Raw genomic sequence first — 24,798 nt, forward strand, 5'->3', positions numbered from 1 at the left:
AAAAGTTATTGCTTTGTTTTTACAGTAGGCTTTCCAGCGGTGCCAAAACGCGCAAGTACCTTATTAATGGTTGAACTATCTCTTAAAATGCTAACCCGCATGCGAGTCATGGCGTAATCTGAAATTTGCCAGCCAAGCGGCAATACCGGCCAGATACTGGTATTCGGCACCCGTTCGGCTGTTGGTCTGAACTGGTAAAAACCATAATTTTTTATGCGGGAAAGAGAATAGTTCCAATCATCTGATTTTTTCATATATCCTACCCTGCTGTTTAATATACCTACCGGCGGCGCCAGTGGCTCAAACAAGTTCCCGGGCTTGCCGGTAGGTTCCATTCGCTCCACAGAATTAGGGAGCGAAAGGAACTGAGGTTGTATGTGATTAAATATGGTATCTTCCTTTATCAGTTTACTTCGTATCCTTTCAAATACGTTTAACACCGACAGTGAAGTTTCAGCACCTGAATTATCCCAGGTACCGCCATCGGTAAAATGATGTTTGCCATTTAACTTTGCGGTTGGACTTATATACGGAAACCTGGCACTAAGAAAAGCCGCTGTACTCAGGCGCAAATCGCCAGGATCTTCAATTTCCTGTTCCAGGAATACAGTAGAAGGAAAATCAAGGCTATCCAATATCACCGGTGCTGTTATACCTTTTTTGCCGCTATCTACATCAAAAGTATTGGCAAATAATAATGGTACTTCATAATTACTATGCTTCCATAGCCTCCCCATAGTAATTTTCATATCCAGGTTATGTGTATGGGTATGCCTTTCCCAATCCTGTTCCATGAGTCGTGCCCGGTCTGCCCAGGGTGCTATACCCAATGACGATGCCAGCATATCCCGGCCAAGCAAAGCAACTATATTTGAAGTAAGATAATCATTCTGGTAAATCGCAAGGGAATTAAGCGGATAAAAAACTGTATCATTTACTGTATTTTGCCTGTATTGATAGCGGGCATTGCAAAGTAAAGACAGGCCAATGGTACCGCCTGACGCACCTGAATAAGAAAAAACGTAATGCTGAAAGCCTTTTGCAGAAATCCCTCTTTTGTACTGACTTTTTAACAAACTATCCAGCGTGCCTATAACCATGGTTGTCCATACCGTAGCCCGGATGCCTCCCCCATAAGCATTTACAAAAAACACAGGATATGGCTTACCTGGATTACGGGCAACAAAATCCTTAATCTCCTGTTTGCGACTATACAACCATTGTTCTGTATACGTATTTAATGAATCAAGTGACTTGTGATAGCCATTTTGTTTTTGAATATGGGCCTCATGATATGCTGTAATTGTACTTATTGACCGGTAAAGTGTAAACAGCAATAAAAATGTGATTAAACTGATCCCTGTTTTTTTACCGGCAAACAGTAAAAAAGAAAAAAACAATAAGTAACCTGCCGCGGCACATATTACTATCGGCATTGTATAAAAACGGTTGCCACTGGTAATGGTATCTAAAAACGGTGGGAAATTACACAGGATAAAAAAAAGTGTAGCTATCAATCCGCTAAAAACTATCCATGGTGCTATATGCCACCCGGCTATAGCTGGAATACTGGTGCGAAGCGTGACGGTAATCATAAATATCACCGACAAAAAGAACAGATCAAGCGAAAGATAGGCAAGAAAATAAGGCTCCCGGTTTTGTTGCTCATACCCTCCTCCCCACATGATCATAGGAAACAGCAATAAACCTATGCTTAGCCAATAGCGCCATAAAACAACCTTGGCTCCGGGCATGTAAAACCTTTCAATCCAATGGTAGCTTAATACAATCTTATAAAAAATCAAAGATGCAACCAGTAAAACCAATGGCGAAATTCCGTTAAGCAGATAATCAATATGGTAAGCATTCATGGTTTGCAGAATACCTGTAGCCGGGATCAGGAATCCCGCAGCGCCCAGTAACCGACCAGTATCTACCTTACTTAATGGCCTTAGCCCTGCCGGTAAACGAATATTAAAATCAACAGCGCCCACAAAGAATGCCTTATAGCTTATTTTAAGCGAATTATCAATTGCTTTTGGCAGATGCCAGCACATTAAAGCCAACAAAGTGATTGATGCTAAGAAATAGAAACTTGCCCATCGGGAGGTATTGATTGATAACAGCATATCCTGAACCTGGTCGCTGATAAAAAGCCCCATGAAAAAAACCATCAATGTCATCAGTACAGGACGAAAGCGCCAGGAATACTTAAGTAACCTTGCCAGCCATGCTGATGTGTAATCGAGCCAAAACCGGGGTTTACCCAGTTTAAATGACTCATACAGTAACTTTCCAAAAACAATAATGAACAGCAGATATTTTGTATATGCTAAAATGCTGATTGTCCAGGCATCCGGCAGTGTTTCCCCGAGCCTGAAATTAACCAGAGCCCTCTGGGTTAAAATATTTTCAAATACATCTATAACTCCTGCTATTATAACCAGAACTGAATATATTACAATTGTTTTCTGAGGGATTACCCGGCGCCGCGGATTTGCTTTCTGGCAGCCTATCCTGATTATTAAAATAATTAAAATGGCTACGTAGCCTAAAATAAAACCATAATCGGCATTGTTTTGCAACGTTACTGTCTCGATTCCGGTTGTAGTTTTTGGGAAGGTGGACTTACTGGTGTAAACTTCGTTTTTTTTGAATCCGGCCTGCCATTCCTTCAGTATCGAATCTCTTTTAGCGTTACTGGTATTGAATTCCCAGTTGATGATGCCTGAAGGGGTATATTTTGTTACAATGAGATAATTATCCTTCAGGGTCATACTCCCGACAATCAGAAAGCCGGTGAGCAGTAACAAAAAAATCGGTTGGAAATGACGATTGACCCAATTCTGTAAACGTCGAAGCATAATCATGTATATAACTAAAGTTACAGAAAAAGAGCCGCAAAGAAAATGACGCAGGTCAATATTTACCTATGCACCAGGACAATTACTAATTTTCATGAATAACCTTTCCTTATTTTATAAAGATGCCTTCCGCATTCAGTTTCTCGTGCAATAAAAGTAATATTTCGCTTTTTGCTTCTTCCGCTTTAGATACTTCTGTACTCCAGAAATATGCCTTCAGATCAAATCCATCTTCATTAACCTTTGTAAATAATATCTGTGGCTCTCGGCTTTGATAAACATATTTAGATGCGCGGATAGTTTTTTTGATGGCCGACGAAACTACTTCCATATCCGTATTTCCACTCACAACCAGTTCCATTTCCAGCCTGCGCTGGCTATTGGTGAGCGTCCAGTTAACAATCTTTTGTGAGAGTATATCGCCATTAGGTATAATTACTTCGGCTCCTTCCTGCGTTAGTAAAGTACTTGAACGTAACCCAATTTCCCTTACCCTTCCGGTTTGATCGCCAATTTCCACTATATCACCTATTTGCAGAGGCCTGTCGAAGATCAATACTATGCCCGATACAAAATTGTTTACGATGTTCTGCAATCCCAAACCAATACCAACACCCAATGCGCCAATCACAATCGTGATCTTATCAACCGGTACACCTGAAGCAGCCACTGCCAGCAAATAACCGAGGCATAATAAAACAAGCTTGGCGATTAACAGCCGGGAGCGCTGCCCTTTATCGTGCACTTCCTCCTCATCTTCTGTATCCCCGAAAAAGTAACCCACATACCGCTGCAGTAAATGCGCCATCCAGATAATAAAGAAGAAGAGCACTACACCTCCAACGGTGAAGGTGGCATTACCAATGCTTCTCGGCGTATGCAAAAAGCCGGTAAGGTTTTCTAATAATGAGGTATATACATTCAGGTTAGTGGTAAATACAATAAGCCATAATATAACCACAAGGAAAAGAATAAGCCGGCGGAAACTTTTAATGATTTGTCCATGCTCAAAATCGCCAGTAAACCCGCGTTTAACACGACTGGCTACTATTTGCAATAATATGGCCTCTACGCAAATCTGGCTAAATACAGCCAATCCTATTGCCTGCATAAAGGAGAATATGGCGGCGTTGCCCAATATCTGAGCAAGCGAAAAGCGCCCGAATATATTAAAGAGCACCGACAGCACATTCATAACATTGTGCAGGATGATCACAAACCTTAAAAACCCTTTCAGATGCAAATTCTGCCGCATTTTTGAAAGGAAGAGCAAACCAAAGGTAAAAGAGAATATATTAAGTAAGATTAATAAAGAGCGTTGCCAGAATCCCGGATCGGCCATGTGGTGGGTGAAGGAGAAGCAGATATAAAGAACAACCATTGCGATCCAATAGAGAAACAATTCTCGCGGCCATTTTTTCCAGCAAATTACGGTAAGAATAATCATGAGCACAAACTGCATTGACTCAATGTAAGTTGAGGGGGCATACAGATCAAACAGCGGTGCGATAGAAAACATCACCACAAACGAGGCAATAATAAATCCGGATGGCAGATAGGTAAAATCAAGATTACTAATACTTTGCATTGCTTTCCGGCGTTTTAATATCCGTATATTCCGGTATATCCATATAAAGAACAATACGCCGATAAGTAACAAAAACAAGCGTTTATTACCACTGTCTTTAAAATAGTAGTTCAACGCTTTCTTTTCACCCTGGTAAGCTTTATTAAATGAAGAACGGGCGTTTGCTGCATCAGCGGTAGTATCTTTTTGCCACAAATAATTATACTCTTTACCAAATATGCGGATGGCCGATGTAGTAAGCAGGTTGTTTACTTTTTCGAGTAATTGTACTGTAGTTATAGTACTGGATGACGTATGGGTTTGCAGCCGGTTTATTATGGCGGCGCTTCTCCTTAGTTTTGCGGTACTGGTACGCCATACCGTGCGCATATCCTTTAATTGTGGAGCAAACTGCTGTTTCAGCACAGAATCCTTTAATAGCTGTCTTAATACTGTATCAGACCGCAGCTTTCTCATGCTACCTTTGAGATCTGTTAATTTGTTATCCGTACTATCCAATATTTGGCGGTGCTCTTTAAGGTCACTTTGAATATTCTGCAGTAAGGTCCTGAACACTTGCAGGTTCCGCAGGTTTAGAGCGCTACTGTTATTGAGGATATTATCTTTTAAAACTATCAGAACAGAATCAGCATCCTTTAGCTTTGTTCTTATTTGGGTGATATTCAGGCTCAGCTCACTTTTGTTATCTATATTATTGAGTAACATGTAAGTGTTTTCAATCTGCAACTGATAATCACTGCTGGTAAGCTTAGCCGAATCGGCAAACAGGGATGACATGCCGCCACCTTTTTTTGTTTGCCGAGTGTTATTATACACGTGTTTGGCTGTATCGGGTTTTAAACTTTTTGTTTTATCCTGGGCAATTGCCGCAAAACACAACGTTAATAGTAAGCAAGCTAAGGTCAGGCAGCGAAGGTGGTTCTTCATGAAGGGAAATTTTTGTTTTGCTAAACAATAAAAAGTCGTTCTATTAAACTATTTACACCAATACGATATTGGCCGAAATCTGAATAATATTTCTTGTTATTACAGTTATATTTCGCCCGGTAAATGTAAAAACTTCTTTTATATGATAGTTAGTATGTATTGTTAAGCAATAAAAAAATTACTCAAAAGTCATGAGGATATAAAATTTGTTACAGCAAGTAGTTAATGTTTAATCAGCACATGCACCGTTTCACCTTCCTTTGCCGTATAGGTGTGTTTCGTGCCCTTAGTAATAATATTTATAGCAACCTTATCATTTGATTGTCTTACTACTTTCAGATCGAATACTGCACCAAACGAGTGAATATTATTCAGGGCTATTTCGTTCCATCCTTTTGGCAGCCGGGGTGTACAGTCAAAACTATTAAAGCCCGTTGGCCGCATCCCGAATAATCCTTCTGTAAATATACGGCAGTATAAGCCACTTTCGGCCGAAAGATGCCTCTGGTTACCTTCGGGATAGGCTTCAACCGGATATGGCACATGCTCACCCAGCAACCTGCGGCGCGAGTAATAATGCAGGAAAGTCATTGCCCGTTCCGTTGCCCCAGCCTGCAGCACCCCGCGCAGTGCATATAGTGTTGACCGGTCCCAAAAAGTATCCTTACCTGCCTCAGTAGCTAATCCGTCGGCTGTCCAGAGCCTGGGTGAGAACAACGCATCTATAGTACCCTTACTCCTATTGTAAATGCCCATGGTTAGCGGCATGCAGATCCAGGCACGTAAAACATTATTTGTTTCATAATATTTGTACGTTTCAAATCCATCTACATTGGCACCAAAATACTTTTCAATATTGTTTTTCAATTCAGTAGCCTGTTTTGTATAAGCATCCGTTTGTTTTTTAGGTATCTGCAGTTGCTTGCCAAGCAATGCTGCGGAGACCAGCGCGTCATAATACAGACTGTTGGTAGAAAGATTGGCTTTACCGGATGGGAACCGGCCTTCCAATTCGTCACTTTTCGACTCCACAACACCATTATTATTAATATGTCTCCGGCTATACTCCAGGCACCAGCTTATTAAAGGCCATAATACTTTGGCCGAATCGGCATTACCATTGGCAAGGGCATATCTTGAAGCTCCGTATGCAATCATAGCCTGATCACCACGGTCGCCGGCGCCTTTCCAAACCGTATCCCCTTCTGCTACTATAGAACTGGGCAGCGGCTCATATTGCGGGTTCATGTACCGGGCAAACATCCGGTAACAATTCATAGCCGACAAGTTGCCTATGCTATCGCCCGAAAAGGCAAAAAAAGGACTGATATATTCAGCCTGATCATTTGCCCATATAGCTGCATAATAAGACAAGCCACCGGGGCCATGCATATACCCGCCTTTTGTTTTAAATATACTTTCGGTTCCACGTATTTTGGCAAACGCAAATTCGGTGTTTAAAATACTATCTGGTGTTATCAGCTGCAATGGTGACAGGATTTGGGCAATTCTTTTCATACGGGCTTTTTCTTCGGCCTCCGGGGAAATGGATACCGGCACCAAAGGATGATCCGTTGCCCTATAGCAAACAGCAAAAGCGGTTGATTGCCCGGGCTGCAATATCCTGCTACCATCATTTACCGATTCCATGATAACCGTATGTGGTGCTGATTTGCTGCGAAGCGTATCTGTAGTTACTTTACGTTTCAGGTTCTCTATAGAAATGGTAACCGGTTTATTGCTGATATTGGAAAATTCAAACCGCTCAATTGCTAAAGGCTTGTCTACAGAAGGAAACAGGCTGCGTTCAATTTTTACCAGCGGTGGGTTGCCAGCCTGTGCGGACATGCGCATAACGCCATGCTGATTAATGCCCTTTAGCTGATAGGCTGCCCCTCCGGATTCGTTCTTTTGAGAAATATCAAATCTGAGTAGTTGATTGTTGATATAGATGCGCGGCAGTTCATTATCATCAAAAGTATAAGCAATGTGGCTCCTGGTATCATCGGGCAGCATCCTAAAGGTAGGGAAAACTACCGTACGGGTAATTTTTGAAATCCCCGCGGTATCTACGCTATATGCTATCCAAAGAGATACCTTTTCTCCCGACATTTCAATATGATCAGCATGTGGCAAGCGATCTTTGATATCCCATGCGATACTGCCGTCATGCTGAATAGACCACCTGTCGTTCTGTTGGGGTAAAATTGTTTTCTGAGCATATAGCGTATGTTGAGCTAAAACAACCAGTATAATTATGAGGGCCTTGTTTATATAAAATTTCATTAATTTATTGAATTATAATTAGTCTCCAACCTTTACGTTCACCGCTTTTCCGGGTTCTACAACCACTACTATAAATGAGATTGTTTTACCCTGCTCATCTGTTTCCTTGTGTACAGATGTGGATTTTCCGTTAGCTTTAGCTGTTTTATAAATCCCATAAAACATGGCTTTCCATTTCAATTGCTGTTCGCCTCCGTTATATAAGGTTGACTGGCGTTTGCTATTGTGTGTTAAATTTATCGTTGTATTTAGCAAAGACAGGTGTGTTACGGTTGCATTGCCGCTTCCATTAGTTTTATAAATGGTGCTAACAATGCCGGATTGCGCGTTGGGCTTAACACCCATTAAACCCTGTATAACACCTTCTACAACCCCAAAAGAAACTTCAGGGTATTCCCTTCTTTCGGTAGAGGGATCAGCAAGATACAGGATATAATCTCTCGCTTTATCCCAGTTACCGTTCTTGTAAAACAGGTAAGGCAGATAAGATGTATTCTCCACATTCCATGTTTTTGAGGCGATATGCATCATGGTTTGCTCCCTCCGTTGTTTGTTTTTCAATGCATCAAACCATAGCAGAAAAGTTTCGCCCTCGTCTTTCCCGAATTTGTGATCATTACCGTAATAGGTATAATATCGTCCATCTTTTTCGTCCCACCAATCGGCCTCCAGACGTTGCCTGTAACGTTCGGCCTTTTGTGCATATAAAGCAGCTTCTTTTGTAGCTCTCTTAGCCGCGAGTATTTCCGAATAGGTAAGCAGGCCGCGGTAAAGTGCAGCCACAAGGTCAACACCGGTTTTTAAATTGGGTACGCCTTCCGAATAGGAAGGTAATCCGCGGCAACGATGAAACGAATCTTCTTCATTAAAGGGAACCGGCGCATTAGGGTGTGCAGGCCGTGTTAATAAAGAATCGGCGTCGAGTACCCAGCTATCTATATAATCCTTAACGGTTTTTTCCTGAAAATTAGTAAAAGCCTTATCGTTGATGTAATATTTGTTCCCTGTCCATAAATACAGTCTCCAGGTAGCATCTATGAGGTCGAAATTAGCGGTCAGGTTATACCAGAATTCCTTATCATTTCTATAATCTTCAGGCGCAGGTTTAGCCCATTTATTCATTTCCCAATAAGTACACCAATTTTTTGAAGCAGAAATATTGCTTGCAAACAAAGTGAACATATTATGATTCTCCTTGCTTAGTCCTAATATTTCGGCACCGATGCTTTGATGCGATACATCACGCATGCAAAATGCCTCCCTCGGCGGCAATGCCGACTCATACCATGGGCCTACAGGATCGCCCACTTTACCTTTGTAATGCAGTGCCATACCCTTAGCCCATACAAAAGCCCGCTCCATTTTCTTGTCTGAAGATGTGAACTTTACGTCTGCCTCCTGGGCATATGCAATGGTAGAAGACAAGATCCAAACAATAGCTAAAAAACAAAGCTTCCTGCAGGCAAAGGAAATGATGGGGCGCATAATGTAATTGGTTTAATAAAATTAAAATAAGTCTATTCTGGTCTATTCTATAAAAATAGAAAATATACTTAGATGGTCAAAATTTATTTTGCAAGAATTAATGGTGAAAACAAAATAAACATCAATATCATTAACACAAGCAGGATTCCGCTGTATAGGTGCCGGTTTTTCCAGGGTTCAATATTTACCAGGTTGTTCAATTTTTGCTGATAAGGAACCGGCATAGGATATAATTTACCAATAACGAGCATAATACCACAGGTTACCACAAACAAAATGGCCAGGATATGCAGAAAATGGATATGCAGATCAAATACCAACTGGGTAAGGCCATAAGTAATAATAAAAAAAGCCAGACCAACCTTTGCTGCAAGCGCCGGAACCTTTTTGGTCATAAACCCAATGAACATAATAGTAAAAATGGGCACGTTAAAAAAGCCGTTAACTATTTGTACATAAGTATAAAAGCCATTTTTTACAAATATGATAAAGGGTGCAATAAACATAGCCGCCAGGCAAACAATAATCTCAAACTTCTTGGCCGTTTTGATCAATTGTTTCTCTGACACCTGCCTGGAATGTTTTTCCTGCCAGGGTTTATAAATGTTCAATACAAACAATGTACCTGAACTGTTAAGACCAGCATTGAAAGTGGTTAAGGCCGCGCCGAAAATAATGGCGGCAATATACCCGGCTATAAAAGGCGGCGAAACCAGGCTGTCCAGTTTCGGGAATACCTCTGTTGGGTTATGCATGTTGGTAAAAATATGCACTGCAATTAAGCCAGGAACATTTAAAAGTAACGGAGAAATGAGCTTGCCAAAACAGGCCACGGCAATGCCTTTCTGGCTATTTTTCAGATCCTTTGATGCCAGTACTTGCTGAACAATATATTGTTCGGTGCCCCAATAGTAAAGGTTTACGAGTAACATACCTGTAAACAAGGTGCTAAAAGGAATAGGATCTGAAGATGAACCGATACTGTTTAAATGTTGTGTATGTACATTCAGCACAGTATGCAGGCCCAGCAATATGCTGCCATTCCCAAGATATCTGAGCGCGAATATGGGCAACAACAGCCCGCCGGCAAAAATGCCAAGACCAAGCAGAGTATCTGAAATTGCGATAGCTCGCATACCACCAAGTATGGCGTACAAGCAGCCAATTGTACCCATAACCCAGATCAGTATCCAGATGATTGTCCAGTAATCCGTTTTTAAAATTTCTGAAAAATGAAATAAACCATTGAAGGCTACTGCCCCGCTGTACAGCACTGATGGTAATAAATTAATAATATAACTAATGAGGAAGATGATAGATACAAGCTTTCCCATCCCCTGACCATAACGTGCAGTGAGATAATCTGGTGTGGTAGCTATGCCCAATTTGAGATATAATGGCATCAAAAACTCAGACACTATCAGCATAGCTAATACGGAGGTTATACCCCAGGCCATCACCGACATGTTATGGGTATAAGAAAGCTCGTTTTCCCCTATTATGGTCGCGGTATTGATATTGGTAAATAACAAGCCACCGCCAACCAGTAAAAAGCTCAGACTCCTGTCGGCCATAAAAAGGCTATTAACAGTCTTGAGCTTATTTCGTCGTAATTTATACCAGGAAGCAAACGACAGGATACCGATAAAAAACAGGAAACTTGCAATCACCAGCCAATTCATTTTGAATTTTTAAAGTGTGCTTCTTTCAAACAAGATCATAGGAACCGTTAGCTGTATTTTTTCTTTATTAAGCACAGCAAGCCCGGCCATTTTACCCATGTTAGAAAAATCTGCCGAAAAAGTGGTTATACCGATAATTTCCTTTGCAGGTTCGTCATTGTGTGAAAGTACACCTAAATCCTTTCCTGGCTTTAATTTTTGGCTGTTGCAATCGCGCATGATCTGCCAAAGTGCAAAGTTGTCCAGCGTAAAATAAACCTTCCCCTTTTCTACAGATCCTGGTATGTATTCACGTTCCACGCGGCCTTTTATGTTAAAGTCTTTCAGGAATTTTTTAAAGGATTGCACAATTTCCTTCGGGTCTAACGAATCGGGAGAGTGATAAAATACCATCTCCTTAAACTGTCTTATTTGCGGTGCCAGCTTTGAAAAAACCTCGTATGAAGATTGCCCGAACTCCTGTGTTATGTGGTTAAAATCTCCATCAAGCGGTTCAAAGCGGTCAAACATTAACAGCTTATTGCGCGGAATAATATCTAACAGCTCCTTCGTTTTTGGATGAGGGATAGGTGCAATAACATACATGCCATACTTAGCCTTTATTTGCGTGAGGATGGTTTCAAATATTTCAATATCACCATGATGAAAATATGTACTTAAATGAATATTGGAACCCAACGTATGGCGAAAATTACGGTAAAACTGTTCCTCAAATGTATCGAGGTTATACATAAGCAACGCTACATTAAGGGTTTGCTCTGTATTGCCGTTGCCAACAAAATATCCAAGGCGGTTCTTCGATTCAACAATACCGCGACTGATAAGGTCTTTATAGCCTTTCATTATAGTTTCCCTTGAAAAACCAAGTTCCTTGATCAGTTTGTTCACCGATGGCAGCATTTCATCCTGCACAATTATCTTTTCGTTAATGGCATTGATCATACCCTGAACAAACCTGTCGTGCTTTGAATAGGAAGGCACGTCTGTCAGTTTTTTTATTTCTTGAATAATTTTATCCATTACACGTATAGATTTTTAGCCAAATTAAGAAAAAAGACAGCCATCATGCTGCCTTTTTTCTTAATTGATAGTTCATTTAATGTTTGTCCAATAATAACTTGTGTAAAGCTCCCTGAACTTCAAAATAAGCAACCTGCTTCTCCGGTTCAAAGAGAAGCGGGTTGTCTGATATCTATTTAAATCAATATTTAGGATTCTGTTTCAGGTTCTTATTCAGGTCCATTTCACTCTGAGGGATTGGCCATAAATAGTTTTTCGCCGGGTCAAATACACGTGGCGCCCCAACTTTAATGGTTGTTCCTGGGGTTAGCGTAACCGCACCATTTGCCTGATTAACAGTACCAAGCAAGCTGCCTGTTACCTGGCCATTCATCACCTGTTCGCCAATCTTCCAGCGTTGTATATCAAACCAGCGAAGACCTTCCACTGCCAGCTCTACCCTTCTTTCTCTCCGTAACAAAGTACGGAGGCTTGACTGATCATTGTACTTTGACTGATCAACAACGGGCATGTTTACGTCAGACCGCCTCCTTACGGCATTGATATCATCATATACCGTAGCATCTATTTTATTGCTTTCAATTTTAGCTTCTGCATCCATTAATTTTATTTCCGCATAGCGTATCAAGATCACATTCATACCTACCTGATCCATGTTCGGGAAGTCGGCAATTACAGGTGTATATTTACGCAAGCCGTAAGCCGATGGACTGCAATTGTTATCGCCCCAATGATCTAAGGTTTTCGGGCTGGCTGAAATTGGATCATAATAAAAGCCATAAGGCAATTTACTACTGTATTGTGAACCGGGATAAAATACGGTTGCAGCAAACCGCGGGTCCCGGTTTTGATAAGGCTGAGTTGGGTTATAACCCGATGCAGGATCATCAATTGTTTTACCATTGGTTGTTTCATAAGCATCTACAAGGCTTTGGGTAGGTGCAATTGAATTGTAACCACCCAATGAATTAATGGTCATATTTCTGGCCCATCCAAAATTATTATCGCTTGCTTTAAACTGAACATCGAGTATCACTTCCTGGTTGTCGGCAAAAGGCTGACGGAATAGATCGACATACTTTGGATATATCGCATAGCTAAACGGCGGCGCCATCAGTTTCTGACAGTCGGCTATACACTCCGGGTACATTTGGTTAAACAATTCTATCCTGGCTTTTAAAGCAATGGCAGCGCCACGGGTAATACGCCCGATATCTGAGCCGGTATAACTTACGGGCAGATCAGGTGCAATGGCGGTAAGCTCTTTTAATATATACGTAACCATATCAGCTTTTGAAGTTTGCGTTACTTTATTTGCTTCTTCCGTGGTCAGGTTATGCTCTACCAGCGGAACCGATCCGTATAGCTGACTTAGTGTAAAATACTCATAGGCCCTTAAAAACCGAGCTTCGCCTATTACCCGTGCTTTAAGTGTGGCATCCATATTGGTTGTGCCCACATTATCCAAAAACCAGTTACAGGTTTGTATAGTGCTGTAGTTCCATTTGGAATACCCGGTATTGGTTGGTGTGGCTATACCTGCCGAGAGGGCCAGCCAGTTTTCCCACGGGAATTGATCAAATGTGTTATCGGAATTATTATCGGCAAAAACTCCGTAGTAGCCATTATTGCTCCCACCCCATTTGGAATAGCAGCCGTTGAGCGCAGCAAGTACGTCATTAGGTGATTTCCAGAGCACAGCATTTGTATAAGAATCTAAAGGAGCCCTGTCGAGGAAATCCTTTTTGCAGCCCGCCGATGCCAGCGTGCCTGCAATAATTAAGATTATGAATAGATTTTTCATTGTCTAATTTTTTAATAATTAAAATGTTACCTCAACACCAAGGGTATTTGTTTTGAGCTGCGGGTACGAGCCGTAAGCATTGTTCCCTGTATTTGTTTCAGGGTCTACCCATTTGTAAAAGCTGGTAAGGGTGAAAATATTTTGCCCGCTATAATAGATCCTGACACCTTTTACACCCAGTTTTTCGAGCGACTTGGCGGGCAGGGTATAGCTCACTAATAAATTCTTTAATCTTAAATAAGATGCATTTCTTACCCAAAAAGATGATACAAAACTTTGAGGGTTATTTTGCGTGTAGGTTGACCACAAACGCGGGAAAGTAGCCGAGGTGTTTTCAGGCGTCCAGGCATCAAGCAATGCTGAGGTAGGGTTACCGATATTAGCCTGCTGCAATGAGCCCAGTTCAAAACCCTGAACGTAGTTCTTCACCCCTAATGCTCCCTGGAAAAAGCCGCTCACGCTGAACCCTTTCCAACCTGCGCCAAGTGTAAAACCAAACGTGGTTTTTGGGAAAGGCGTTCCCAGATATACGCGGTCGTTACCATCAATAACACCATCGGGTTTACCATCCGGACCGCTGATGTCTTTGTACATCAGGTCGCCGGGAGCAATAACACCACCGCTTTGTTTGGCATGATCATTTACTTGTTGTTGTGTTTGGAAGATGCCTTCAGCTTCGTATCCGTAAAATGCCCGGATAGGGTTACCTAACACCCGTCCGCTGGAAATAGATTCGGTACCCGCAAGGTCAGTAAACTTATTGGTGATGAATGAGGCGTTAACAGCAATATTGTAGGATACATTGCCAATTTTGTTTCTGTAGGCTGCTGCCAGTTCCCAGCCCGAGTTACGTACCGCGCCCGCATTTTGATAAGGCGTTGTAAAGCCATAAACACTACCGGCGGGCAATTGCAATAATATATCGTTGGTGTTTTTTACAAAATAGTCGGCTGTGAAACTCAAACTGCTATTCAAGAGTTCCATATCCATACCCACATCAGTAGTGGTTGTTTTTTCCCAGGTAATAAATGGATTGGCACCATTATTTAGTGCGATACCCGGGGCAAGCGTTTGGTTAAATGAATAATTTTGCCCGCTTGTTATAACCGAAATAGCCGGGTAAGGACTGACGATATTAAGGCCGCTTGAGCTAAATAATGTCTGGTTACCTGTATTGGTATTTATTAAGGTTTGATTACCTAACTTACCCCAGGAAGCCCGCAGTTTAAGCATAGGAATGGCATTTGATAAAGAGCCAAAAAATGATTCTTTCGAAATGTTCCAGCCGGCAGAAAAAGACGGATAAACGCCCCAGCGCTGCCCATTAGTAAACCGGGATGAACCATCATCGCGCAGGTTGGCTTCCAATAAGTATTTGTCATCATAGGAATATCTGGCGCGACCGAAATACGACAGTAACGCCAATTGGCTGGCAGTGCCCCCATTTTGTTGTCCTAACGATGGCGCTGCGTTTATTTGCGACAAGGAACTGTTGAGGAAATTTTGCCTGTAAGCGTACAGATACTGATAGTTGGTAAGTTCTTGAGAAGCACCGGCTAAAACGTCAATGCTGTGTTTACCAAAGTGCCTGTCATATTCTAATAACCCCTGCAGGTTGTAGTAACTATTAATAACATTAGCATTGGCTATTGAACTTTGGCTAATCGTTGTTAATGGTAAAATGGGGTTCTTGGGATCATAATAAGTATCGGCAGATTTAAATTCCTGGGCAGGATTAGTATTATACCTGTAAGAGAATGATGGTTTAAAATGAAGCCCCTTGATCAGCTCCCAATCAACCCCTACATTGCCTGTAAAAAGAGTGCTTTGATTATTATTATAGCCTGGTGAGTTAAGCCACGAAATAGGATTACCAAAAGAAAGATAATTGTAAACGCCATTTTTGTATTGATTTACAACTGTGCTGTTCATAGCTGCCGTTGTACCAATAATACCGCCTATATCTCCGCCGCCTAACCCGTCGGGGGCCGTTGTAGGTGCATATAAAAACGACAGGTTGGCGTTCACGCTAAAGTTTTTGGTGATGGCTGAGTTGAGGTTCATGCGGGTGGAATACCTTTTAAAATTTGATTTCTGTATAATCCCATCCTGCTGAAAATAACCCAGGGAAAAAGCGTATTGGGTTTTATCATCTCCCCCACTGATATTAACCGCATGGTTTTGCTGAAAACCGCTCCCTTTATAAAGAAAGCCCTGCCAGTCGGTATTGGGATGTGTATCGGGGTCGGTTTGGTTTTTAAATAACGTGATATCGTTGTCTGTCCAGTATGGAGTTTGCCCCTCGTTGGTCAAAGCCTGATTATACAAGGTGGCAGCCTGCCAGGAGGGTAAAAAATCGGGCAGATTAGTGGCCTTTTGCTTGCCCGCGTAGCCGTTATAATTAATCTGCATCCTGCCGCTTTTACCGCGCTTTGTGGTAACCAATATCACCCCGTTGGCAGCCCTGGATCCATATATCGCTGCCGAAGCCGCATCTTTCAACACGGAAACCGATTGTACATCATTTGGGTTTACATCAGACAAACTACCGATAATACCATCAACCACAACCATGGGGCTGCTGTTATTCAATGTACCAAGGCCGCGGATATTAATATCGCCGGATGAGCCAGGTTGCCCTCCTGTAGTGGTAACGGTAACCCCGGCCATGGTGCCTTGTAAGGCATCGTTAAGGTTGGTAACCGGGCGGTCCTGAAGTTCTTTTGTTCCAATAGCTGATACCGAGCCCGTAAGGTTTGCCTTTTTTTGAGTACCATAGGCTACTACTACTACTTCGTTCAGGTCTCTGGCCTTTTTATCCATTAGCATTATCACATTTCCGTCCCAACTGCCGGTAACTTTTACTGTTTTTTTCCCATAGCCAATAAAGGAAAACTCCAGCGTAGCGTTTTCCGATACATTGATTTTGTAAAATCCGTTGACATCGGTCATTGTTCCCAGGGTGGTACCTGTAAGATGGACACTAACAGCGGGCATGGGCAAACCCTGTTCATCTTTTACGTGACCCGAAATGTTTTTTTGTTGTTGGGAAAAAGCTTGTTGAGCAACCAGCAGCAGTATGCCGCACAGCATCAATAAGCACAAGTTTTTAGGGGGTACTTTTCTTTTCATAATAAGTTTTAATTAATTGGTCTATTCTGGTCTATTCTTATTTATAAAGGTAGTAACATTTCAGATACAAACAAATTTTTCGTAATTAAAAATTCGAATCGTAAAAAGCTGATAATTTGATGGATAAAAAACCTTTTAGCAGGCCAGAAAGACAGGTTATGAAATAAGCACTTTCGTGCAAAACCCGGATATGAAAACAATTAAAGAAAAAAAAGATCAATTTTCAGCATCAGGTTTGATGCTAAATTGCAGATTTCGGGAGCATAGCAATTATAAATCCTGCTTATTAATAACTGGGCATTATTAATAAGCAGGAACAATGAAATGAGTACTGTCGTTAAGTGTTACTTTTTACTGTTTAACAGGTAAACTCCAGCAGCAAGACCGGCTAAAACACCCAATGCCAAATACTTGTGGTGTGCCCCGGGTTTACCGGGTCGCCCGAAACTACCAATTGCACTCATACCATAATTAACAGTATTAAAAAGATTGCCATTTGTAGAAACCATGGGGTCGGCGCTTTTAAAATACCTGCGCATTACCGAGCCGGTTATTTTTGCAGTTAGTTGCGGAAATAAATTATGCGATAGTTTTAACAGTGACGACGCGCTGCCTACATAAGTGTTTGACCTTGGATTCAATGTTATTTTTACCATGGCCCGTGCAACCCGCCGTGGATCGTAAACAGGTGGAGCAGGCTTTAGCGCTTTCTCTGTATAATTGGCCGCATGTACTATGCCTGGCGTATCCAGAAAAGCGGGAAACAGGTCGCAGATATGAATATCCGGCCAACTTGACAGCTCGGCTTTAATAGCTTCCGAAAAACCACGCAATCCAAATTTGCTGGCTGTATATCCGGCTCCATAAGGTACCGGTAAAAAACCACCAATAGATATATTATTGATCAGAATGCCTTTTTGTTGTTTCTTAAAAACCGGCATTACGGCGTGGGTGCCATTTATATAACCCAGCATATTTGTTTCTATAACCTGGGCGTGAACCTCTATTGGTGTTTTATCAAATTCACCCGCTGCAAGTACACCAGCATTATTTATCCATACGTCAATTTTACCTTGCCAGTCATTAGCGGCATTAACCAAATTAATTAATGCTTTTGGGTCGGTTACATCGGTAACAACTACCAATGCATCTGAACCTAAAACACCACACTCTCCAGCCAGTTCATCCAAAGCTACTTCATTTCGCGCGGCCAATACCAATTTCACATCATAAGGAGCAAACTCTAAAGCCGCTGCACGCCCTACACCACTTGATGCGCCGGTAATCACAATTGTTTTACCTGCTAATGCATTATTCTTCATATCCTAATAACTTATTTAGCCTGTTTGTGTTTGCGTAAAAAGCAACAGGATTTTGAGATGTACGCTCAGGTCATCCACACTTATCTATTCACGGTAAATTGAAAACCTGCTCCTGTGGGAGTGTTCAGTGGCGAATGATCCGGAATGTCTTCCATGATACCGCTCTTGTAGACCCTACCCCTGCGCCAAACTACTTGGTGTAATGCCGAATTGTTTTTTGAATGCAAAAGAAAAATGCGACAAGTCCTCGAAGCCTAATTCGAGGTAAATATCGTTGGGCTTTTTGCCTCTTTTCTGGATCAGAAAATAGCCCTCGCGCAGCCGTTTTTGGATAAGCCAATGGCTGGGCGTATCACCAAATATTTTTTTAAAATCGCGCTTAAATGCCGATAGACTGCGACCTGTGAGATAAGCAAAGCGCTCAATACTCACATTAAATTTATAGTTGTTATTCATAAATGCTTCCAGGTCTATTTTTTCAGGCATGCCGAAATCAAATAGGATATCAGCCAGTTGCGGATCGGTTTGCAGCAATATCAACAACAACTCCTCACGTTTTAGCTGCGAAAAGGTATCGTCCACTTTGCCCTCACCATTATAATATGGCTCAAGCGAACGGATATAGTTTGGCAACAGTTTATTTTTTTGTAGTAGTACAAAGGTGTCGTCGAAGGCCGGTTGGGCGGTCACAATGTTATGTTTCTGTTGAAACGTTTTCAAAAAGGCTTCGTCAAAAATGATTACAACCTTACCAAACCCATCGTTGTCTTTTTGCTTACTGTACCTTGCCAAATGGTTTTTCCGTGCTATACAACATTCATTAGCCTTCAGCATGTATTTCCGGTGGCCGTCATAACCTACGATAGAGCCCTGGATAAGGTACAGGAAAAAATGCTCCGAGATAAATTGCTCTGGTGAAATCTCCGGACCGATATAGCATGAGGTAATGGTTGTTGCTATTCTCATGATGAACTTATATTATTATGCCTGAATAAACTCTCGGCTGTGGCCAGGACAGCTTCCTCGTTGGTGCGCGGTGACCATCCGAGCATTGTTTTTGCCTTCTGGTTACTCGCATTTCTGACTCTCCCAAGCTGTGGTACTATAGCCTTTGCCTGCGAATTAAACAGCGCTGCAATGCGCACGAGCCAATCGGGCAGTACTTTCGTGGAAACATTTTTAGCTCTATCACCTAATTTTTCTTTAAATAACATGGCAATCTGGTGTAAAGACATCACACCGCCCGATAAGGCTAGGAAACGCTCGCCCTTTGCTTTCGGGTCGGTCATAGCACGCAGGTGCAAATTGGCCAGATCGCGCACATCAACAATGCCAAGATCAATTTTAGGAGTTGCTTTCATCGATCCGTCAAGCATTTTCTTTAACAATTCAAACCCGCTCGATAATTCGGGGCAGAGCGATGGCCCAAAGATAGCCATTGGGTTAATGACCGTGAGTTCCAGGTTACCCCTTTCTTTTGCCATGAAATCCCATGCTGCCTTTTCGGCCATGGTTTTTGATTTCAAATAAGCGGAAAGCGTTTTATCATTATGATCGGTCCACTCCTTTTCGGTGATCAGCGTATTGGGGTCGGTATGGCTATAACCTACCGCCGCGAACGATGAGGTAATTACCACGCGCTTTACACCAGCATCCCTGGCGGCTTTTAAAACACGTATTGTTCCGTCTACTGCCGGGCGTATCATTTCATCTTCGTGTTTAGGGAGGCGTAAAAAAATTGGAGAAGCAACATGCAAAACATATTCGCAACCTTGTACCGCTTCTGCCCAGTTCTTATCGGCGGTCAAATCGGTTTCAATAAATTCTATATTTTCAAAAGAGTTGATACCTCCCGTTCTTAACATATTCTGCACACTATCTTTTTTACTAAGTGAACGGAGTGTAGCTCTTACTTTGTAGCCCTTTTCAAGAAGCTGTAGTATACAATGCCCCGCGACAAATCCTGAGCCGCCGGTTACCAAAACAACTGATCCTTTATTTGTATCTGTCATGATTTTATAATTTAAGCTACAAAATTCATGATTAAAACAAAAACTAATTTTGTTGTAAGGTCCAGTTTTACTTTGCTGTAAAGTCCATATTTTAGACTACCTAAACGAAAATTAATTGAAAGAAAAAACGTGATCTGAATTCAGATCACGTTTTTTCTTTTGTGGTGGAATATGTTCCTTAAATATTCATTTTCTTCAATTCGCTTACCGCATGATCTGCGGCACGGGCTGTAAAAGCCATATAAGATAATGAAGGGTTTACACATGATGATGAAACCATAAATGATCCGTCGGTAATAAATACATTGGGAGCATCCCACATCTGGTTCCATTTATTAAGCACCGAGGTTTTAGGATCATGTCCCATTCTGGCAGATCCCATTTCGTGTATGGCGCCCATATCTTTACGCTGTTCAAACCCTTTTACATTTTTAAGACCCGACTTTTCAAGCATTTCTACTGCATCCGCCTGCATATCAATATCCATTTTACGTTCATTCTCTTTAAGCCCTGCATCTACATTAAGTGTATTCAAGCCCCACTTATCCTTAACCTGTTTATTGATACTTATTTTATTTTCATAATATGGCAATACCTCGCCAAAACTCACTATAGACATAGCCCAGTTTCCGGGTTCGGTAAGCGTATCCTTAAGTTCAGCACCGATATTTATTTCGGCTACTTCCCTGCTCCAGGTTTGCCTGCCGGCAGAACCCTGATAACCAAATCCCCTGAGATAATCACGGCGGTCGCCAAACAGGTTACGGTAACGCGGTATATAAATACCGTTAGCTCTTCGTCCAAACGTATATTTATCCTCATAGCCTTCCATTATACCGGAAGCACTACCGCCAACATGATGATCCATAATATTATGCCCCAGCTGCCCGCTGCTGCTGCCCAGGCCATCGGGCCATATATCGGTAGCAGAATGCATTAAAATCCAGGCACTGTTAAACGTGCTCGCGTTCAGAAAAACAATTTTAGCCTTATATTCATAGGTTTTATTGTTCTCTGCGTCAAGAACTTCAACTCCGGTTGCCCGTTTGGTGTCTTTATCGTACAACACCCGGGTTACAATTGACCATGGCCTTACCGTTAAATTTTTAGTGGCCATAGCAGCAGGTAAAGTAGACGACTGTGTACTGAAATAACCACCGAACGGACAGCCAAGCGCACACTTGTTACGATACTGGCAGTTGGTACGCCCTTGCATTGGCACCGTGATATTGGCCGTACGACCAATGATCATTGCACGCTTACCGCCGTATTGCTTTTTAATACGCGCAGACACATCTTTTTCCACGCAGTTCATTTCCATGGCCGGCAAAAACTGACCATCCGGAAGCTGCGCGAGACCTTCTAAGGAACCACTAATGCCTGCAAATTTTTCCGCATGATCATACCAGGGCGCGATGTCTTTATAGCGCACGGGCCAGTCAATAGCGATGCCTTCTTTAGCATTGGCCTCAAAATCAAAATCGCTCCACCTGTAGCTTTGGCGGCCCCACATCAGGGAACGACCGCCCACATGATAACCACGCCGCCAGTTATAGGGCTGAACTTGTGTATAAGGGTTTTCCGTTTCGTTAACCCAGTAATCCAGATTTGACTCGTTTAATCCTCCTGCCTTAAGCAGCATGGGATAATCTTTAATTTTTGACTGAATAACACCATTACGATGCGGAAATTCCCAGGGATCCTTGGTCGCTGATTTATAATCTTTGATGTGTTCAATGTTTTGACCCCGTTCCAGCATCAGCACTTTAAGCCCCTTTTCGGTTAACTCTTTTGCCGCCCAACCACCAGAAATTCCCGAGCCAACAACGATAGCGTCATAAGTGTAGTCGTTCATAATTTGGTATGTAGATATTTTTAGATTTATATTATTGACCTTATACTTCCGCCATCCACGCCGATGCCTGCAAAATATATGCTCAGTATACAGAGCAGCAAGATATAAACATAATCTTATTTTATCTCCATTGGATTATGAAAGTAACACAATTGTCACATGGACGTTTATGCTGTTTATAAGCTAAGAAGCTTGTTTTACACGCCCTTTGACTGATATTTCACGCTGACCGGATATGTCAAAACTTTTTACCGGGATTGTCCCATACAATACATTTAAAGATGGTTGACCATTTTTAAGACTGATTACTCCAAAGCCGGTATTGGTTGAAATAAAGCTTTTAAAATCTCCAATTTTCGAGTCGATATGCAGCACTTTGTCAACGGCATCAAACCTTGCTCCGGTTAAAGCCTGCAACAAGCCGTAACTTGCCATGGCGCGGGCATACCAATGACCACACTCATACTCATTAAATGGGTTGCGCACGCGGCCGTCATACCTGTCGCGGCAAGCGCGTACTACTTCTAATCCTTCGTTTACCTGGCCGGTGAGCATTAAATGCGAAGCTACCTGGTATTCAATACCCGTCCACACCTCATCACTGTACACAAATGGTATGGAGAGCTTCCCTCCCTGCGGCCATGAACACAGCAACAAACCACCCTCTTTACCAATGGCATAGGTAGGTCGCTGCGGGTTGGCATGTTCTGACAGATCTTTTTTAAGATTATATTTATGTACCGATGCCAAATGCTGCTTGATCTTCCCTTTATCCAAAGTAATATCAAGCCCGCACATATCGGCTATCCAGGCGCCCAATATCCCGTCAGATAAACAACCTGAGCCATACTGGTATTTAGGTCCCTCTTTTTGCAGCAGGGCCATAGCCTCTACCGATCTGTTTTTTATCGTTGTAGGATCCGGAGCATTAAGGCCTGTCCATTGAATTTTTTGGGCGAAATACTCGCCGTTAAAAAGGGTATTCTCCAAAAAAACCTTACCTTTTGCGTAAAGCGCTTCATAATTTTGGGTAGGTTCATGTAAAAACTTGCCCATGGCGGTAATGGCTGTTAAAGCGCCAAGGTAAAAAGTTGTGCACATTGGGTCGGCACCCCAAAATTCAATATCGTAGGTGTTATGATGTGGCTCTTCCAATACACCTTTGCTGCGCGGATCCCAGGTTTTGATGCAGTAATCCATGCTCATTTTTACCTTTGGATAAAGGCGTTTAAGCCAGGCATTGTCGCCGCTAATGCGCCATTCGCGGTAAACTTTCATAATGCCGCCCAATTGCCCGTCGGATGCAGCATGGAAGTTATGTGCTACAGGTCGTATCGGGATAGACGTACGGAATTGCTGATGTCCGTTGCAATTCTGGCTTACCTCAAATTCTGTTTCCCGCAATGAACGCTCCAGTGATGGAAATAGATGTGATACTGCCTGTGCATAGTTCCAAACATGGGTGCAGGAACCGTGGCAACTTCCCCAGTTATCACCGCAGCCTTCCCAGCACCAGAAACGTCCGTCGGTTTGCCTTAAAACCGTCGGCGATTTCAGGATGGTCAAGTTAGCAGATACCGCTTCCAATACCTCCGGTGGCAGGGACGAATCATAAAACGCTTCTTTAAATGTATTGGAGTTTTTATGCAGCTGGCGGTAATTCTGTTGCCAGTAAGCTGCCACCTCGTTTACACTTTTAAATTTGCCGCTATACCAGGGCTTATGGAATTTATTTGCGGGTTCAGTAGTTAGTGGATCACAGGGCTGGTCGTCATTATTACGTGGCTCATCGCCCACACGCAGGTTGGTATCCGGCACATACCAGGCCATCATCAGTTTTATAGTTTTCTTTTCACCCGCATTTAAGGCCAGTGGCACATACAGGGAGGCACCCGGAGCTCCTGAATCTACTGGTGCATTTTTTCGTACATCGGCTGCCTGAACAGCATTCCATGCCATTGTAAAAGCGTCCCACCAATCACCGCGGAACCAGCAGTGGTCAACCACCGTACTATCATTATCTGTAAATATGGCAAAGTCGCCTGCCTTTTCGGGGGCCTTTTCCGTTCCATCCTGTGACAATACAAATCCGTTGGCTATGGGTTTAACCGAATTTTTAGCATCCCTCTGCTGCATAAAGTTGCGGGCGTTATAGCTAAAAACAGCATCAACAGCTTTGCCGCTGGTGTTTTCAAACTCATACTCCAAACCGGCTACCGGCAAGCTCGAATTATCGGCATCGGTTGGTATAAACGGGCTCCAGGCTTTAATGCTCACTTTAACCGGCATAGAGGCATCCTGCAGATCTATCGCTGTGAACGGGAATCGTGCTGTAAATTTTGTTTCCTGATAACGCGGCAAACCCCAGCTTCCGCCGCCCCCGCCAAGACCAGAATCATGCTGCCCAAACTTTTTCCAGATTGGAACCGGGCCTTCCAATACCCGAGCGCCTTTCTCCATTCCTTTTATCGAGATGGCAGCGAACATACAAGGTTCATTATATATTTCGGGGTTATTGCGTACCGACATGTGCGATATTGCACCTGTACCCTCTATACAGAACATACCCGCGCCTATACCACCGAGTGGAAATGCGACACGACTTAAATAAGCATCTTCATAAGGTTCATTATAAGCGCGCGCTCCATCGGCCGCCTGACTTGTTGCCAGCTTTTGCTCAGTGGCTTGCTCTGAACGGATTTTAGGCGAAGCAAACAGATCGGCAGGCATGGCAGAAACGCCTATAGCGCCAATACCTAAATTTTTGAGGAATTTACGCCTGTTATTATCTTCTTTCATTATCATAGATTTATTAATTATA

13 protein-coding genes are annotated in these 24,798 nt (G+C 42.4%); all 13 read right to left on the reverse strand.

What is annotated here, in order from left to right; all coding sequences use genetic code 11:
• Positions 1-5: 5 nt before the first annotated feature.
• A complete protein-coding gene (locus SNE25_RS19160; protein ID WP_321560606.1) occupies positions 6-2,813 on the reverse strand; it encodes a hypothetical protein in 2,808 nt (935 codons plus the stop codon).
• Between the two features lie 160 nt (positions 2,814-2,973).
• Complete coding sequence (locus tag SNE25_RS19165; RefSeq protein WP_321560607.1) at positions 2,974-5,379, reverse strand: mechanosensitive ion channel family protein; 2,406 nt, start codon at positions 5,377-5,379, stop codon at positions 2,974-2,976.
• A gap of 222 nt (positions 5,380-5,601) precedes the next feature.
• Positions 5,602-7,665, reverse strand: a complete 2,064-nt coding sequence (locus SNE25_RS19170; protein WP_321560608.1) for a hypothetical protein — start codon at positions 7,663-7,665, stop codon at positions 5,602-5,604.
• Between the two features lie 18 nt (positions 7,666-7,683).
• Positions 7,684-9,150, reverse strand: coding sequence for a trehalase family glycosidase (locus SNE25_RS19175; protein WP_321560609.1), 1,467 nt, complete (start codon positions 9,148-9,150; stop codon positions 7,684-7,686).
• Between the two features lie 83 nt (positions 9,151-9,233).
• Positions 9,234-10,832 carry a solute:sodium symporter family transporter gene (locus tag SNE25_RS19180; protein ID WP_321560610.1) on the reverse strand — a complete coding sequence of 533 codons (1,599 nt, stop codon included), beginning with the start codon at positions 10,830-10,832 and terminating at the stop codon, positions 9,234-9,236.
• Between the two features lie 9 nt (positions 10,833-10,841).
• Positions 10,842-11,852 (reverse strand): winged helix-turn-helix domain-containing protein, encoded by a 1,011-nt coding sequence (locus tag SNE25_RS19185; protein ID WP_321560611.1) that lies wholly within the window; start codon positions 11,850-11,852, stop codon positions 10,842-10,844.
• A gap of 181 nt (positions 11,853-12,033) precedes the next feature.
• A complete protein-coding gene (locus SNE25_RS19190) occupies positions 12,034-13,656 on the reverse strand; it encodes a RagB/SusD family nutrient uptake outer membrane protein (protein WP_321560612.1) in 1,623 nt (540 codons plus the stop codon).
• Positions 13,657-13,674: 18 nt separating this feature from the next.
• Positions 13,675-16,788 (reverse strand): SusC/RagA family TonB-linked outer membrane protein, encoded by a 3,114-nt coding sequence (locus SNE25_RS19195; RefSeq protein ID WP_321560613.1) that lies wholly within the window; start codon positions 16,786-16,788, stop codon positions 13,675-13,677.
• Between the two features lie 344 nt (positions 16,789-17,132).
• Complete coding sequence (locus SNE25_RS19200) at positions 17,133-18,110, reverse strand: SDR family oxidoreductase (RefSeq protein ID WP_321560614.1); 978 nt, start codon at positions 18,108-18,110, stop codon at positions 17,133-17,135.
• A 174-nt stretch (positions 18,111-18,284) separates the two neighbouring features.
• Positions 18,285-19,076: a helix-turn-helix domain-containing protein gene (locus tag SNE25_RS19205; protein ID WP_321560615.1), complete on the reverse strand. Its 792-nt coding sequence runs from the start codon at positions 19,074-19,076 to the stop codon at positions 18,285-18,287.
• A complete protein-coding gene (locus SNE25_RS19210) occupies positions 19,073-20,122 on the reverse strand; it encodes an SDR family oxidoreductase (protein ID WP_321560616.1) in 1,050 nt (349 codons plus the stop codon). The genes SNE25_RS19205 and SNE25_RS19210 overlap by 4 nt, the downstream gene beginning before the upstream one ends.
• 178 nt (positions 20,123-20,300) lie before the next feature.
• Positions 20,301-21,977: a GMC family oxidoreductase gene (locus SNE25_RS19215; protein WP_321560617.1), complete on the reverse strand. Its 1,677-nt coding sequence runs from the start codon at positions 21,975-21,977 to the stop codon at positions 20,301-20,303.
• A 183-nt stretch (positions 21,978-22,160) separates the two neighbouring features.
• On the reverse strand, positions 22,161-24,776 hold the full coding sequence (locus tag SNE25_RS19220) for a GH116 family glycosyl hydrolase (RefSeq protein ID WP_321560618.1): 2,616 nt from the start codon (positions 24,774-24,776) through the stop codon (positions 22,161-22,163).
• Between the last annotated feature and the right edge of the window lie 22 nt (positions 24,777-24,798).

Origin of the sequence: Mucilaginibacter sabulilitoris, from assembly GCF_034262375.1 — a bacterium.
In the GTDB taxonomy this organism is placed as follows: Bacteria; Bacteroidota; Bacteroidia; order Sphingobacteriales; family Sphingobacteriaceae; genus Mucilaginibacter; species Mucilaginibacter sabulilitoris.